This is a genomic window from Stenotrophomonas sp. NPDC047960 (genome assembly GCF_043204395.1).
In the GTDB taxonomy this organism is placed as follows: Bacteria; Pseudomonadota; Gammaproteobacteria; order Xanthomonadales; family Xanthomonadaceae; genus Stenotrophomonas.
In genome coordinates, this window is record NZ_JBIDBX010000001.1 from 624086 (window position 1) to 639518 (window position 15433).

General features: G+C 68.1%; 15 protein-coding genes. 6 read left to right on the top strand and 9 right to left on the bottom strand.

Annotated elements, in window-relative coordinates:
• Nucleotides 1-63: 63 nt before the first annotated feature.
• Both ACGFZ3_RS02985 and ACGFZ3_RS02990 read left to right on the top strand, forming a co-directional pair.
• A complete protein-coding gene (locus ACGFZ3_RS02985) occupies nt 64-846 on the top strand; it encodes a CoA pyrophosphatase (protein WP_392916176.1) in 783 nt (260 codons plus the stop codon).
• On the top strand, nt 843-1751 hold the full coding sequence (locus ACGFZ3_RS02990) for a sulfurtransferase (RefSeq protein WP_392916178.1): 909 nt from the start codon (nt 843-845) through the stop codon (nt 1749-1751). The genes ACGFZ3_RS02985 and ACGFZ3_RS02990 overlap by 4 nt, the downstream gene beginning before the upstream one ends.
• A gap of 40 nt (nt 1752-1791) precedes the next feature.
• On the opposite strand, the gene ACGFZ3_RS02995 is transcribed toward ACGFZ3_RS02990, so the two are convergent.
• Nucleotides 1792-2361, bottom strand: coding sequence for an N-acetylmuramoyl-L-alanine amidase (locus ACGFZ3_RS02995; RefSeq protein WP_392916181.1), 570 nt, complete (start codon nt 2359-2361; stop codon nt 1792-1794).
• Nucleotides 2362-2418: 57 nt separating this feature from the next.
• Here ACGFZ3_RS02995 and ACGFZ3_RS03000 point away from each other — a divergent pair, with 57 nt between their 5' ends.
• Both ACGFZ3_RS03000 and rlmKL read left to right on the top strand, forming a co-directional pair.
• Complete coding sequence (locus ACGFZ3_RS03000; protein WP_392916184.1) at nt 2419-2946, top strand: hypothetical protein; 528 nt, start codon at nt 2419-2421, stop codon at nt 2944-2946.
• 177 nt (nt 2947-3123) lie between these two features.
• Nucleotides 3124-5268 (top strand): bifunctional 23S rRNA (guanine(2069)-N(7))-methyltransferase RlmK/23S rRNA (guanine(2445)-N(2))-methyltransferase RlmL, encoded by a 2145-nt coding sequence (rlmKL, locus tag ACGFZ3_RS03005; protein WP_392916187.1) that lies wholly within the window; start codon nt 3124-3126, stop codon nt 5266-5268.
• 58 nt (nt 5269-5326) lie between these two features.
• Here rlmKL and ACGFZ3_RS03010 read toward each other — a convergent pair whose 3' ends face one another.
• Genes ACGFZ3_RS03010 through ACGFZ3_RS03020 form a run of 3 tightly spaced genes read right to left on the bottom strand, consistent with a single transcriptional unit; the run spans nt 5327 to nt 7607 of the window.
• A complete protein-coding gene (locus ACGFZ3_RS03010) occupies nt 5327-5656 on the bottom strand; it encodes a DUF3325 domain-containing protein (protein ID WP_392916190.1) in 330 nt (109 codons plus the stop codon).
• Entirely contained in the window at nt 5653-7287 is a 1635-nt protein-coding gene (locus ACGFZ3_RS03015; RefSeq protein WP_392916193.1) for a PepSY-associated TM helix domain-containing protein, read from the bottom strand. Before ACGFZ3_RS03015 ends, ACGFZ3_RS03010 begins: the two co-directional genes overlap by 4 nt.
• Entirely contained in the window at nt 7284-7607 is a 324-nt protein-coding gene (locus ACGFZ3_RS03020; RefSeq protein ID WP_392916196.1) for a DUF3649 domain-containing protein, read from the bottom strand. The genes ACGFZ3_RS03015 and ACGFZ3_RS03020 overlap by 4 nt, the downstream gene beginning before the upstream one ends.
• A gap of 244 nt (nt 7608-7851) precedes the next feature.
• On the opposite strand from ACGFZ3_RS03020, the gene ACGFZ3_RS03025 reads away from it, so the two are divergent.
• Nucleotides 7852-9081, top strand: coding sequence for an aminotransferase class V-fold PLP-dependent enzyme (locus ACGFZ3_RS03025; RefSeq protein WP_392916199.1), 1230 nt, complete (start codon nt 7852-7854; stop codon nt 9079-9081).
• 24 nt (nt 9082-9105) lie between these two features.
• On the opposite strand, the gene ACGFZ3_RS03030 is transcribed toward ACGFZ3_RS03025, so the two are convergent.
• From ACGFZ3_RS03030 to ACGFZ3_RS03045, 4 genes are all read right to left on the bottom strand, one after another.
• Nucleotides 9106-9504 carry a DUF4124 domain-containing protein gene (locus ACGFZ3_RS03030; protein WP_392916202.1) on the bottom strand — a complete coding sequence of 133 codons (399 nt, stop codon included), beginning with the start codon at nt 9502-9504 and terminating at the stop codon, nt 9106-9108.
• 244 nt (nt 9505-9748) lie between these two features.
• Nucleotides 9749-11041, bottom strand: a complete 1293-nt coding sequence (locus ACGFZ3_RS03035; RefSeq protein ID WP_392916204.1) for a DUF445 domain-containing protein — start codon at nt 11039-11041, stop codon at nt 9749-9751.
• 131 nt (nt 11042-11172) lie between these two features.
• Nucleotides 11173-12051, bottom strand: coding sequence for a plasmid replication/partition related protein (locus tag ACGFZ3_RS03040; RefSeq protein ID WP_392916207.1), 879 nt, complete (start codon nt 12049-12051; stop codon nt 11173-11175).
• A gap of 52 nt (nt 12052-12103) precedes the next feature.
• Nucleotides 12104-13456, bottom strand: coding sequence for an aspartate aminotransferase family protein (locus tag ACGFZ3_RS03045; protein ID WP_392916210.1), 1353 nt, complete (start codon nt 13454-13456; stop codon nt 12104-12106).
• A 207-nt stretch (nt 13457-13663) separates the two neighbouring features.
• On the opposite strand from ACGFZ3_RS03045, the gene ACGFZ3_RS03050 reads away from it, so the two are divergent.
• Nucleotides 13664-14959: an MFS transporter gene (locus ACGFZ3_RS03050; RefSeq protein ID WP_392916214.1), complete on the top strand. Its 1296-nt coding sequence runs from the start codon at nt 13664-13666 to the stop codon at nt 14957-14959.
• Here ACGFZ3_RS03050 and ACGFZ3_RS03055 read toward each other — a convergent pair.
• Nucleotides 14940-15401, bottom strand: a complete 462-nt coding sequence (locus ACGFZ3_RS03055; protein WP_068850625.1) for a bacteriohemerythrin — start codon at nt 15399-15401, stop codon at nt 14940-14942. The genes ACGFZ3_RS03050 and ACGFZ3_RS03055 overlap by 20 nt on opposite strands.
• Between the last annotated feature and the right edge of the window lie 32 nt (nt 15402-15433).

Here is a 15433-nt window from a genome sequence, read left to right on the forward strand (position 1 = left end):
TTTTGTTGCCTGTATTCGCGCTACTGTTGCCCGGTGCACTTCCCGGAAAACCCCGCTCATGCCATGCCCAGCCCCTGCATCGGAACCTGCGCGCTTGATCGCGCCGGGCTGTGCGGCGGCTGCCTGCGCAGTGTGGATGAAATCACCCGCTGGTCAACGATGACCCGACACGAACAACATCATGTGATGCGGCAGGTGCTGCCGCTGCGCGAACAGCTGCGGCAGTCGCTGGGTGGCTCGCTGGCCAGCCACGAGCGGCTGCTGCGCGCGCTGCACCCGCTCGATGCACCCCCAGGGGGCGAGGGCTGGAACCGCAGCGAATTGGCTGACCTGCTGCCGCCCGGCCCGCCGGTGGAAGCGGCGGTGCTGGCCGGGATCATTCCGCGCCCCGGCGGCGCGCAGGTACTGCTGACCCGGCGCACGGATACCCTGCGCCAGCACGGCGGGCAGGTGGGGTTTCCCGGCGGCCGCCAGGAGCCCGATGACCGCGATGCGGTGGCCGCCGCCGTGCGCGAAAGCAATGAGGAAATCGCGCTTGCGCACGATCAGGTACAGGCGCTGGGCTACCTGGATCCGTTCGTGACCATCACCGGCTACCGGGTGATGCCGGTGGTGGCGGTGATCGATCCCGGCTTCGTGGCGGTGCCGCAGCCGGATGAAGTGGCCGAAGTATTCGAGGTGCCGTTCGATTACCTGATGGACCCGGCCAACCTGCGCCAGGTCGAGATCGATCACCGCGGCCGCATCCGCCACGTTCTGGAATACGGCTGGCCTGGCCAGCGCATCTGGGGCGCCACCGCCGCCATCCTTTACAACCTGCGTCGCCGCCTGGAGCAACTGGAATGAGTACTGCGAAGCCGAATGCCTGGACCACGCTTGTCGATGTGGCGACGCTGTCCAGCGCACTGGCGCAGGGGGATGCCCGCCTGCTGGATGCCCGCGCCATCGCGAGTGCGGCGCCGCGCTTGCTGGATGCGCGCTTTTCGCTGTCCGATCCGCAGGCCGGTGCGCGCGACTACGCCGCAGGGCACCTGCCGGGCGCGCTGCGGGCGGACGTGAACCGCGATCTGGCCGACATGAGCGTGGTCGGCCACGGCCGCCACCCGTTGCCGGACAGCGATGCGTTTGCTGCCACGCTGGGGCGGTGGGGCATCGGTCCGGATACCCAGGTCGTGGTCTACGACGGCGGCGACGGCAGCATGGCGGCGGCACGCGCATGGTGGCTGCTGCGGTTGATCGGGCATGCACAGGTAGCGGTGCTTGACGGTGGCCTTGCGGCGTGGCAGGCCGCCGGTCTACCGCTGACCACGGAGGTACCGGAGGTGGCGCCGTTGCCGGCCTACCCGGGTCGCTTCGATACCACCCAGGTGGCGTCGTCCGACGAGGTTGCCGCACGCTTGAAGCACGCGACGGGCTGGCTGCTGGATGCGCGCGCCGGCGAACGTTTCCGCGGTGAGGTGGAGCCGCTGGACCCGGTGGCGGGGCATGTGCCGGGGGCGGTGAACCGCCCATTCGGGTTGAACGTGGCCGAAGGGCGCCTGCGACCGGCGGCCGAGCTGCAGGCCGCGCTGCGCCCACTGATCGGAACCCATGATCCGCAGCAGGTGGTGCTGATGTGTGGATCGGGCGTCACCGCCTGCCATCTGCTGCTGGCCATGGAAGTGGCCGGGCTGCACGGTGCGCGGATCTATGCCGATTCGTGGAGCGGGTGGGTCAGCGATTCAAGCCGGCCGGTGGCTACGGGCAGCTGAGCGGTGGCGCCGGCCAATGGCCGGCCCGCGCGGACGGCGATCAAAGGGCCAGGGGAGTCAACCGGATCGCTGCCAGCACCCGCGGCCATGGAAACAACGGGCCCGGGTCGCGTTTGCGTGGCACACGGCGGTCGGGGTCATCGCTGGCCACCTCTTCGCGGGTGTCCAGCGCTTCGTGCCCGGCGATGTGGTGCAGGGCGGGCAGGACAGCGCACAGGTGCTGGAGCAGATCTATCAGGGCAGCGATCTGTGGGTCCGGGTAGGGCTCGTCCATCGCCTGGTGGCGCGAGTCCAGCCAGTGCGGGTAGCGGCCGGTGTTGACCAGTTCGATGCCGATCGAACGCGGGTTGTAGCCGCTGACGTGATGGGCCACGCGCTCGATCGGGACGTATTGGACGATGCTGCCGTCGCGGTCGATGTAGTAATGCCCGCTGTTGCCGGTGCCGCTTTCATACAGCACGCGTTCGCCATAGCGGCGCGCCGTGGCCAGATCGGGCAGTTCGGTGCAGTGGATCACCACCAGATCGATGTCGTCCACCGCCCGCTCACCCAGCTGCGCCAGGTAGGGCAGCGGCTGTTCAACGATGTCGGGCGGGGCGCGGTCGGGCATGCGCCGATGCTAGCATTCGGGCATGAGCGCTGATATCGATTTCCACGCGGTGGCTGCATGAGCCGCGGCCACTGCATTCTTTCCCACGGCTTCGAAAGCGGCCCGGACGCCACCAAGGTGACCGCCCTGGCCGAGGTGGCCCAGCGGCTGGGATGGACCCACGAACGCCCGGACTACACCGACCTGGATGCCCTGCGCGAGGTCAGCAGCGTGGGCGATGTCCGTGCCCGCCTGCAGCGCCTGGTCGAACGTGCCGGCGCCGCTGCCGCAGGTGGCCCGGTGGTGCTGGCCGGGTCCTCGCTGGGCGCCTACATTTCCGCCATCGCCTCGCTGCAGGTGCCTGTCAAGGGCCTGTTCCTGATGGTGCCACCGACCCGGATGGGGCCGATGCCGGCCCTGGACGCCGCCCGCGTGCCCACCAGCGTGGTCCACGCCTGGCACGACGAGCTGATTCCGGCCGCCGATGTGATCGCCTGGGCCCAGGCGCGCGCGGCGCGGCTGCTGCTGGTGGCTGACGGGCACCGCCTGAACAACCACGTGGATGCGTCGGCGCAGGCGTTCGAGGCGCTGCTTCTGGGCCTTTGACGCGTACCCACCAACGGTGGGTACCCACCGGAGGCCGACAGGCGGTTGGCACCTGCCGCAGGGCGTCCCGGGGCGATTCCGGCCGGGTCACGTACAATGGACGGTCCGGCGCCTGCGCCCGGGCCGCCTGCGGTGCCCGTGGGCCCCCTCTTCCTGCTGACCTGCGATACCGATCCCGTGAAATTCTTTGTTTCCTGCGCCAAGGGCCTGGAGTACCTGCTCGCCGACGAACTGCTGGCGCTGGGCCTGCCCAGGGCCACTGCCACCATTTCCGGCGTCAATGCCGAGGGCGAGCTGCCGCAGGCGCTGAAGGTGGTGCTGTGGTCGCGCCTGGCCAGCCGGGTGCTGTGGCCGCTGGCCGAGTTCGACTGCCCGGACGAGGGGTCGCTGTACCAAGGCGTGTCGTCGATGCCGTGGGAGCAGCACATCAGCCCCGAGCTGACCCTGTCGGTGGACGCGCATGTGTCGGGGACCGAAATCACCCACGCGCGCTTTGCCGCGCAGCGGGTCAAGGATGGTGTGGTCGACAGCCTGCGCGCGCAGGGCCTGGAGCGGCCGTCGGTGAATACCGAATTCCCGGATGTGCGCATCAACCTGTCCCTGCGCAAGGGCCGTGCCTCGATCTCGATCGACCTTGGCGGCGGCCCGATGCACCGGCGCGGCTGGCGCATGGCGCAGAACGAGGCGCCGCTGAAGGAAAACCTGGCGGCGGCCGTGCTGATGCGCGCCAACTGGCCCAGGATCCACGCCGAAGGGGGCGGCCTGCTCGACCCGATGTGCGGCAGCGGCACCCTGCTGATCGAAGGCGCATTGATGGCCGCCGACGTTGCGCCGGGGCTGCAGCGCCATGGCAGCATTCCGCCGAGCCGCTGGCTGGGCTTTGATCGTGATGCCTGGAACGCCCTGATGGCCGAGGCGCGCACCCGCGAGCAGGCCGGGCGCGCCGCGCTCAAGCAGGTCATCCACGGCAGCGATATCGACCCGCATGCGATCCGCGCGGCCAAGGAAAACGCGGAAACCGCCGGTGTCGCCGCAGCGATCTGGTTTGGTGTGCGTGACGTGGCAGACGTGCAGGTGCCGCCGCAGGAAACCGGCTGCGTGGTGTGCAACCCGCCGTATGACGAGCGTCTGGCCGCCGATGCGGTGCTGTATCGCCGCCTGGGCGATGCGCTCAAGCGTGCGGTACCGCAGTGGCGGGCCAGCCTGCTGTGCGGCAGCGCCGAACTGGCATTTGCCACCGGCCTGCGCGCGAACAAGAAATACCAGCTGTTCAACGGCGCCATCGAGTGTGCGTTGATCGTGTGCGATCCCATCGCCGTGCCGCAGCGTGAGCATGCAGGGCAGCCGCGCGAGCTCAGCGAAGGCGCGCAGATGGTGGCCAACCGGCTGCGCAAGAACATCCGCAAATTCAAGACATGGAGAGCGCGCGAACAGGTCACCTGCTACCGCGTGTATGACGCCGACCTGCCCGAGTACGCCGCCGCCATCGACGTGTATGAGGAAGACGGCGGCGCGGGCCGCACCTTCCTGCACGTGCAGGAATACGCCGCGCCGGCCACCATTCCCGACGTGGACGTGCGCCGCCGCCGCAACGAGCTGCTATCGGCCGCGCGCGAGGTATTCCAGGTGCCGGCCGAACAGGTCGCGCTGAAATCGCGCGAGCGCGGCAAGGGCGGCAGCAAGTACGGCCGCTTCGAACAGCGTGGCGAGTTCGTGCTGGTGCGCGAGAACGATGCACTGCTGCGGGTGAACCTGTTCGATTACCTGGACACCGGCCTGTTCCTCGACCACCGCCCGCTGCGCTGGCACATGGCCAGGGAAGCGCAGGGCAAGCGCTTCCTCAACCTGTTCTGCTACACCGGCGTGGCCAGCGTGCAGGCGGCGGTGGCTGGTGCGGCCTCCACCACCAGCGTGGACCTGTCCGGCACCTACCTGCAGTGGTGCGCCGACAACCTGGCCCTGAACGGCAAGGGCGGCAGCCAGCACCAGCTGATCCAGGCCGATGCGCTGGCGTGGCTGGAAGCCGAGCGGCATCGTTTCGATGTGATCTTCTGCGACCCGCCGACCTTCTCCAACTCCGCCCGCGCCGAGGATTTCGACGTGCAGCGCGAGCACGTGCGGTTGCTGCGCGCGGCCGTGGCGCGGTTGAGCCCGGAAGGCGTGCTGTATTTTTCGAACAACTTCCGCCGCTTCAAGCTCGACGAGGAAGCGGTCAAGGAGTTCGCCGAGTGCCGCGAGATTTCCGCCGATACCATCGGCGAGGATTTCGAGCGGAATCCGCGCATCCACCGCGCATGGGAGATCCGGCGCTACGGCGCCTGATCCAACGTGCGACCTACCGGCAACATCGGTAGGCCACGACCGTTGGTCGTGGCGGGCGTTACAGCACAGCCGCAGCCAGCCCCACCACGGGTAATGCCCAGGCCAGGGGCGCGATCCAGCGCGGCCGCCAGGGGTACAGGCCGAAGGCGATCAGCAGGCCGCTGACCGTCATCGCGCCCAGCCACAGCACCGGGCCGGCGGCCCAGCCGTGGTCGACCACGCACGCGGCAAACGCGGTGACCAGCAATGCCCAGCCCGACCCGCGGCACAGCCGCATGCGCGCTGGTCCGGGGTGCGCCTTGCCGTGTAGATCGAGCTGGTGCTTTTCCATCGCCAGCGACAGCGCGGCGAACGCCGAAAAATTCAACGTGAGCGCCAGCAGCATCATGCGCGGGCCTCGGCGGTATCCGCCGTGGCGGCAAGGGCAGCCGCCTGGCGCTTCTTCTTCTCTGCCGCACTCAACGCCGGCTGCCAACGCTGCATGCGCAGGCCGCAGTACGCCAGCATTGCGCCGAAGGCGAGCATCACCAGATCGAACCCGGCCAGTGCCCAGTCGCCGGTGCGCAGGGTGACGCCCAGATGCGCACGGGTGGTGAGCGCATTGATCAGCGGAATCAGCGCGAACAGAGCAGCGCCCAGGTACAGCTGCCAGGCCCACATCAACCGCCTGGGCCAGAGGAAGGCCGCCAGCAGGGCGGCACCCCAGGCATGGAAGAACACGCTGGCTTCCGCGTCGGAACGCTCGGCCATTTGCAGTGGCAGCAGGCGGTTACCCCAGAAGTAGGCGGCAAACGCGATCGGCAGGCCGGCCACGGCGCCGATGTTGAGCGCATCCACCAGGCGCAGGCCGAAGCCGATCCGGCCGGCCTTGGCGTGTTTGGGGCGCTCCTTGACCGCCCACAGCACCACGCCGCTGGCCACCATCAGGCAGCCGACCAGGCCGGAGAGGAAGAACAGGGCACGCAGGCCCCAGTCCGCGAACCGGGCCAGGTGCAGGCCGTACATCACGCCACGGGCGTGGGTAGCGCCACCGGGCACCGGGCTGGTCTGGATCAGCGCGCCGCTGACCGCGTGGTAGCGCAGCGAAGGCGTGTCGACCGACAGCCGCTTGCCGTCACGCTGGTAGATGTCGATCACCGCATTGGCCGCGCCCGGATGGAACACGGTGAAGCCACTGACCTGCGCGCCCTTCCATTCGGCGCGTGCGCTGTTGAGCAGCTGCTGGATCGGCAGCGCGGCGGCGCGACCTTCGGCGGGGTCGGTCGGATCGGCCAGGCGCGCAAAGGCCTCGCTGAAGAAGGCATCCTCGTCCTTGGGATAGGCCACGCTCACGCCCTGCGGCAGGTACATGAACATCAGCGTGACAATCCCGGTATAGGTAATCATCGCGTGGTAGGGCAGGGCCATCACCGCGCTGACGTTGTGGAAGTCCAGCCACGAACGCAGGCCCTTGTCCTTTCGGAAGGTGAAGAAGTCCTTGAAGATCTTCTTGTGGGTGATCACGCCGGTGATGATCGCCACCAGCATGAACATCGCGCAGAAGCCCACCAGGTAGCGCGCCCACAGCACCGGAATGTAATGCAGGTCGAAATGCAGCCGGTAGAAGAAATCGCCGCCGCGGGTTTCGCGAGCGGCCACTTCCTCGCCGCTGGCCGGGTCCACCGTGGCATCGCCGAAGCGGCCACCGCCGCGGCGGCGCCTTTCGCCTTCGGCCGGCGGTTTCATCATCGATTCGGGGTTGCGCCAGAACATGCGCATCGCCGGGTTGCGCGGGTCGGGCAGGGTCACGTTCCAGCTTTCGGCCTGCGGCGCCTTGTGCTGCAGGAAGGTTACCGCGCGCTCGGCGGCAACCTCGGTGGGCACGCTGCTGCGCGGCAGCTCCGGGCGCATCCAGCGGCTGATTTCCTCGCGGTAGTAGCTGGCGGTGCCGGCCATGAAGATGAGCAGCAGCAGCCAGCCGACCAGCAGGCCGGTCCAGGTGTGCAGCCAGGCCATGGACTGGCGGAATCCATTCTTCATGCACGTGCTCCCAGTGCGAGGGTGCCCAGCCAGAACAACGCGGTGGGCACGGCGATGCCGATCCAGGCGCGCAGTGCGGTGCGGGTGGCGAATGCCCACAGCGCGGCACAGGCGCACAGCACGATCGCCACCAGCATGCCGGTCAGCACTGCCTGGGCGCGGGCGATCGGCAGGGCCACGGCGAAGAACATCGCGCAGGTGGCGGCCAGCGCGTAGCCGCCGATGATCGCGGCCAACGAACGCGACAGCACTCCCAGCCAGGGGCGGGCGAAGAAACCGCCGAAGCGGTTGTACCAGCTGGCATCAGGCGTGCTGTCCACGGGAACCTGCAATGTCGGATCGAACAACGAAGGTCACCGGCCGTGGCCGGTGACAGGGGAGGGTGGCCATCCTTGGCCAAGCCGCCGCACAGGGCGGGGTATCCCTGGAGATCGGTTGCCTCGCGCAGGACGGCATCGAGGAAGCATCCATTGCGCTAATGATAGTCATTATCATTCGCTTCGGCAAGATTGATAGGCGTTTCGCGCCACCCGCTCTTCGCGCGGCGGCTGCAATACTGGCCGCATGACCGACGCAGACCTGCACGCTCCCGACGCCTTGCCCGATCCCGCCGGGCGCGACCCTGACATGCTGGCAGCCGATGAGGACTGGTGGTCCCGGGTAGCGGCGCTGTACGACCTGACCGACGAGGTGGTCATGCTCGACAACGGCTACTGGGGCGCGATGGCGCGGCCAGTGTTGCAGTCGTATCACCGCGCCACCGCGCGGGTGAACCGTGAGAACGCCTGGTTCGGGCGACGGGAGTTCCCGCTGCTGTTGGAACACGCGCGTGCAACGCTGGCCGAAGCGCTTGGCGTGGGTGCCGATGAGATCGCGCTGACCCGGGGCGCGACGGAAGCGATGCAGGTCCTGATTGCCGGCTACCGGACCCTGTCTCCGGGCGATACCGTGCTCCATGCGGACACCGACCACGAAAGCGCGATCGCTGCAGTGCAGTGGCTGCGCGAACGCAGGGGGGTGGAGGTACAGCGCATCATGCTGCCGGAGCCGTTCGACCATGACGGCATCGTCGACACCTATCGCCAGGCGCTGGCGCGCTACCCGCGCACCCGCCTGCTGCTGCTCACCCAGGTCGGCCATCGCAACGGCATGCTGCTGCCGGTGGCGGAGATCAGCGCGCTGGCCCGCGCGGCCGGCGCGGACGTGGTGCTGGATGCGGCCCATGGCATCGGCCAGGTCGACACGCCGCTGCACGCGCTGGGCGCGGATTTCGTTGGCATCAACCTGCACAAATGGATCGGCGCACCGGTCGGCATGGGCGCGCTCTACGTGCGTCGCGGACGCGTCCAGGACCTGGATCCCTGCATGGGCGAGGCGGACACCGGCGAAATCGACAGCCGCGTCCACACCGGTACGGTCAACTTCGCAGCCGTCATGGCCTTGCCGGCCGCGTTGTCGCTGCACCAGCGGATCGGCGTGGCGAACAAACGTGCCCGTCTGCTGCGCCTGCGCAACCAGTGGCTGGACGCGCTGCGCGACGACGCCCGGATCCAGCTGCTGTCCTCACCGGATCCGCGTCTGTCCAGCGCCATCGCCGCCTTCCGCCTGCGCGGTCAGTTCAGCCTGGAGGCCAACACCGCCACCGCCGAGCGCATGCTGCAACGGTGCGGTGTCTTCGTAGTGGCCCGCGACGGACTGGCATCCGGCGCCTGCGTGCGCGTGACACCCGGCATCTTCAGCTCCCCCCCGCAGATGCAGTCGCTGATCGACGCCGTGCGCGCAGTTGCTGGTTAGCAGGGTCTCCCTGCCGGTAGACCTTCAGCGCGAGCTGCAGGCCTTGGCGATTTCGGCGTCGATGCGCGCCGGTGCGGGGCGTCCGAACATCTCGCTGATCTCACGGCGGGAACGCAGTTCTTCGCATTGTTCCGGATTGGCCGCACCCTCGATCACGGTGCCGCGGACCGGCGGCTGGCCGCGGCCGGCGTCGGCCTGCATGCGGCGACGGGCCTGGTGCAGGTCGCGCTGGGCGCGCGTGCGCTCTTCCCAGGTGAGGTTGGGGTCTTTGACGATCGGGCGGGTCACGCCGGTGTCCTGCTCGGGGGGGCAGGGCACGGTCTGGTAGATGGTCTGGCCGCCAGCGGCACATTTGTACACGCGCCCGGCGTGGGCATTGCAGGCCAGCGCACACAGCGCCAACGTCACGATCGTCCTTCGCATGGTTCCCCCGGCGGGCCACTCCAGCCCTGAATGCGCGGCAGAATACGCGAACCACGTCTCAAAAACACCCGGGCAATCTGTCAACCGGGCAACACGCGCGTCACGACCAACGGTCGTGACCTACCTGCACTGATCCTTGCCGGCGGGTGTTGGTCGATGCCCCATCCGGCATTGATAGATGCCCCATCCGGTGTTGATCGATGCCGGATTCCGGTAGGTCACGACCGTTGGTCGTGACCGTGCATTACCAGTGCATCCAAACAGTCAACGCATGCAGCAACAGCCCGATCAACCCACCCACCAGGGTGCCGTTGAACCGGATGAACTGCAGGTCGCGACCCACACTCAGCTCCAGCTGCTCCACCAGGTGCCGTTCGTCCCACCCCTTCACGGTCTGGGCGATATGGCTGGTCACGCCCTCGCGCAGGCGGCTGGTCAGGCGCTCGGCACCGTCCATCAGATGCTGGTTCAGCGCCTCGCGCAGGGAGGGATCGTCCTGCAGCGCCTGGCCGACCTTGGCCAGGCTGCGCCGCAGGTGTCCGGCCAGCGCCGAGTCTTCGCTGGACAGGTCGGCGCGCAGGCTGGCATGGATGCGCGCCCACAGGCCCTGAACGTACTCCTGCACGGCCGGGTGGTCGATCACCTGCTGCTTGAGCTGGTCGACCTTTTCGGCCAGGGCCGGGTCATGACGCAGGCGCTGGATGTAGTCGCCCAGCCACACCTCGTAGTCCTTGCGCAGCGGGTGTTCCGGCTCGGCCAGGATCTGCTGCAGCTCGGCCAGTACTGCGTGCGCCATGCGCTCGGCCAGGCTGTCGCCGATTTCATCGATCGGCTTGACCCAGTTGACCGTGCTGGCCAGCTTCGGCCATTCGCGCTGGATGTAGCGCACGATCAACTCGGACGCCCGCTGCCGCACCGCTTCGTTGTCCATCCACTGGCTGATCCGGGTCAGCCCTTCGTCCAGCACCCGCTGATGGCGGTTATCGGCAGTGAGCAGGCCGAGCAGCTCACCGGCGGTGGCTGCGGCGTTCCACTGCCGCAACTGCTCGACCACGAACGACTGGATGCTGCGGCGCACGGCAGCTTCGTCAAGGAAATCCAGCGCCTGCAGGGCCCAGCCGCGGGCCATGTCGGCCAACAGCCGCGAGCGTTCCGGATCGGCCAACCAGCTACCGAGCCGGCTGGCGGGGTCGAATACCTGCAGCCGGGCCAGCAGTGCCTGCGGTTCCAGGAACTGGTCGCGCACGAACACCGCCAGGCTGTCGGCGATGCGTTCCTTGCTGCGCGGGATGATCGCGGTGTGCGGGATCGGCAGCCCGAGCGGGTGACGGAACAGCGCCACCACCGCGAACCAGTCGGCCAGCGCGCCCACCGCAGCCGCTTCGCAGAAGGCGGACACCCACGCCCAGATGCCGCGCTCGCCGTTGAGGTGGCTGACGACGAAACCGGCCAGCATGGCCAGCAGCATCGCCAGGGCAATGGCTTTGAGGCGGCGCAGCTGGGCGCGGCGGGGGTCAATCGAGGGAGGGGTGTTCATGCGGCAAGTGTATCGACACGGGTGCGAACACCGCCTCGACAGGCATTCTGGAGGGCCGGCCAACGGCCAGCGCTATCATGGAAATCCCTCATCGCTCGACGGTAGTGCCGGTCGTTGGCCGGCAAAACGGGTTACGCCACTTCGCCGACCTGTTGGCGAAGTGACCTCAGCTGCGCGCGGAGCGCATCGTTTTCGAGGGTCAGCGCGATCACCCGCTGGCGCAGCTCGGCCGGACCTTCGCCCAGCGAGGTCAGTGCCTCGGCAATCTCGGCTTCACGACTGGGATCGATCTCCAGCTCGCCATCGGCGCTGTGCAGAACCTCCTGCACTGGTTTGCGCGGTTTGCGCTTGGCCTCGCGCACGCGCTTGGCGGCCTGCTTCAGCTCTTCCTTGCCGGCGGCTGCGGCCGCACGCTGCTCCTCTTCCGGCAGCGCAGCCACCGCCGCCGCGGCGCTGATCGAGATCACCCCGCTCTTGACCGCTTCCACCAGTTCCGGCGCGGCCTGCTTGTGGATACGCTCGATCATCGTCACCTGACTGCTGCTCAGCCGGGCTTCGCGCGCCATGTCGGCGCGGCTCACCTTCGGCGCCGGCGCCCACGGTGGGCTGTCTTCGTCACCCTCGGGCGTGGCATCGGCAATCTCGCCGTCGCTTTCGCGCTGCAGCTGGGCCTGGTCGGCGCGGTGGCGCTCGGCCAGGATGTCGCGCTTGCGCAGGGCCAGCACACCGCGCTGGAAGTCGGAGACGCTGCGCCGGCCCAGATGCTGTTCGATCATCCACAGGTGCACGTCATCCATCGACTGGAAGCGGGTGTTCTGCACCGTCTGGAACGGCAGGCCATGCTTCTGGCAGATGCCGTAGCGGTTGTGCCCATCCACCAGTACATCGTTCCACAGTACCAGCGCGTCGCGGCAGCCTTCGGCCAGGATGCTGCGCTCCAGTGCCTCGTATTCGTCGGCGGTGAGCGGATCGATGTAGGCCTTGAGTTCTTCTTTGACGACAATATCCATGCAATCCGGTCGGCGAGCAGCTGTTGACCGCCCATTGTACCGGTCGCCAGCATCACGCCGTGGCGCGGATCATCTCGCCCAGCACGTCCACGATCCGGTCGATCTGCGCCCGGTCGATGATCAGCGGCGGCGACAGCGCGATCACATCGCCGGTACAGCGCACCAGAAGTTCCCCATCGCGGAAGCAGCGCTCGAACACCTCATAGCCCCGGGTGCCGGGAGCATCCTTGCGCGGCGCCAGCTCCACCGCACCGATCAGCCCGAAATTGCGGATGTCCACCACGTTCGGCAGCCCGCGCAGGCTGTGCAGGCGGGTCTGCCAGTATTCGCCCAGTTCGATGGCACGCTCGAACAGGCCCTCGGCGGCATAGGTGTCCAGTGCCGCCAGCGCAGCAGCGCAGGCCAGCGGGTGGCCGGAATAGGTATAGCCGTGGAACAGTTCGATGGCCCCCGGCGGGCCCTGCATATAGGCGGCATGGATGGCATCGGACACCATCACCGCGCCCATCGGCACCGCGCCGTTGGTCAGCCCCTTGGCCATCGTCAGCAGGTCCGGGGTGACCCCGAAGCGCTGCGCGGCAAAGGCGTTGCCGACCCGGCCGAAACCGGTGATGACCTCGTCGAACACCAGCAGGATGCCGTGCTGATCGCAGATCTCGCGCAGGCGCTGCAGGTAGCCCGGCGCCGGCAGGATCACCCCGGCCGAACCGGCAATGGGCTCGACGAACACCGCAGCGATCGTCGAGGCGTCGTGCAGCGCGATCAGCCGTTCCAGGTCTTCGGCCAGTTCGGCGCCGTGGCGGGGCAGCCCGGGAGTGAAGGCATTGCGTGACACGTCCAGGGTGTGGCGAAGGAAGTCGGTGCCCGCCAGCAGCGGCCCGAAACCCTTGCGGTTGTTGGGCAGCCCGCCAATCGACAGCCCACCGAAACCGACCCCGTGGTAGGCCTTCTCGCGCCCGATGAAACGGGTGCGCTGGCCTTCGCCCCGCAGCCGGTGATAGCCGAGCACGATCTTCATCGCCGTATCCACCGCCTCGGAACCGGAGTTGGTGAAGAAGGCATGGTTCAGCGGTCCGGGGGCGAGCGCGGCCAGGCGCTGCGCCAGCACGAATGGCAGCGGCGAGCCCATCTGGAACGGCGGGGCGAAATCCAGCGTAGCCGCCTGCTGCTGGATGGCCTGCACAATCCGCGGCCGCGCGTGCCCGGCGTTGCAGCACCACAGCCCGGCGGCGCCATCGAGGATCGGGCGGTCGTCCACGTCGTGGTAATACATGCCTTCGGCACGCACCAGCAGGCGCGGCGCGGCCTTGAACTGGCGGTTGGCGGTGAACGGCATCCACCAGGCGTCGAGGGTGGTGGGCGCATGTTGGGAGAGGGAGGACGGTGGGGTTTCCGTTCGGGCCATGGTGCTGGATCTGCGGATGTGGATGGGATCGACTCTACTGCCTGGATCGTTGCTTCGCTGTGGACCGCCTGGCCCGGCCAACGGCCGGGGCTGCCGCGGGTGTCGTCAAGCATCACGGGGCCAGTCAATGTTGCCGGTGCAACCATCCCGCCGGTCGGCGGCGGTCACGTGGCAGAATCGGGCAGCTGATCTTCCCGCACGTGACCGATGTCGACTCCTGCCGCAGCCACCGCCGCCAATTCGCCCCGCCGTATCCTGCTGGCCAGCCTGATCGGCACCACCATCGAATTCTTCGACTTCTACATCTACGCTACGGCGGCGGTGCTGGTGTTCCCGCACCTGTTCTTCCCCGACAGCAGCGAGGGTGCAGCGCTGCTGCAGTCGCTGGCGACTTTCGCGGTGGCGTTCATCGCCCGCCCGGTCGGCTCGGCGGTATTCGGCCATTACGGCGACCGGATCGGTCGCAAGGCCACGCTGGTGGCCGCGCTGCTGACCATGGGCGTGTCGACCGTGGCGATCGGCCTGCTGCCCACCCACGCCAGCATCGGCATCGTGGCGCCGGCGCTGCTGGCGCTGTGCCGGTTCGGGCAGGGCCTGGGCCTGGGCGGTGAGTGGGGTGGGGCGGTACTGCTGGCCACCGAAAACGCGCCGCCGGGCAAGCGCGCCTGGTACGGCATGTTCCCGCAGTTGGGCGCGCCACTCGGGTTCCTGCTCTCGGCCGGCATCTTCCTGCTGCTGGGCCGCGCGATGAGCGATGCGGACTTTCTGCAGTGGGGCTGGCGCGTGCCGTTCCTGGCCAGTTCGTTGCTGGTAGCGGTAGGCCTGTGGGTGCGCCTGAACATCCATGAGACCCCGCAGTTCCAGGCCGCACTGGACCGCAACGAACGCGTGCGCCTGCCGATGTGGAGCGTGCTGCGCCATCATCCGCGCACGCTGGTGCTGGGCACGCTCGGCGCATTCGCCACCTTCGTGCTGTTCTACCTGATGACGGTGTTTACCCTGGGCTACGGCACGACTGTGCTGCGCTACAGCCGCGAGCAGTTCCTGCTGCTGCAGATGGTGGGCATCCTGTTCTTCGCCGCCGGTATTCCGCTGTCGGCGATGTACGGCGACCGCTGGGGCACCCGGCGCACGATGATCGTGGCCAGCGGCCTGATCCTCGGCTTCGGCGTGTTGTTCGCGCCGTTGTTCCAGGCAGGCAGTCCGTGGCTGGTGGTGGGGTTCCTCGCGCTTGGCCTGTTCCTGATGGGCCTGACCTATGGCCCGTGCGGCACGTTCCTGGCCGAAATCTACCCGGTCCAGGTGCGCTACACCGGCGCTTCGCTGTCGTTCAACCTGGCCGGCATCCTCGGCGCGGCGCCGGCGCCGTACGTGGCCACCTGGCTGGCCGGCCGTTTTGGTCTGGTCGCAGTGGGCTACTACCTGTGCCTGACCGCGGTGATCACCATCCTGGCGCTGCTGGCCATGGGCCGGCCGACCCGGCTCAGCGGAAAATCCGCTTGAGCGTGCGACCCAGCCAGCTGCCCTGCTGGTGGTCGCGGGCAAACTGGTTCAGGTGCTGTTTGACCGATTCGGCGTAGGCCTTGTCATCGCCCCGGATGTGGTTGAACAGCCAGCGCGACAGCATCGTGCGCAGTTCGTCGGTGATGTCTTCGCCGGCCTGGAAACGCAGCCGGTATTCGGACACGCGCTTGCCGAAGATCTCGTGCACGCGCTTGTGCGCGGCGCAGAACGGGTAGCCGGCTTCTTCCATCAGCTCTTCTTCGAACGCGAAGTGCGACATGGTGTAGTCCACCAGTTCGTCGATCACCTCGGCCACGGCCACCTTGTGCAGGCTGGTCTGGGCCACGTGCAGGTGGTTGAGCATCTCCACGATCCGCATGTGCTGGTGGTCGATGACGTCGATGCCGATGTTCAGGTCGTCCTGCCAGACCAGAAGTGCCATGCTGCGTTCCCTGTGATGTTCGCTGGGAACGA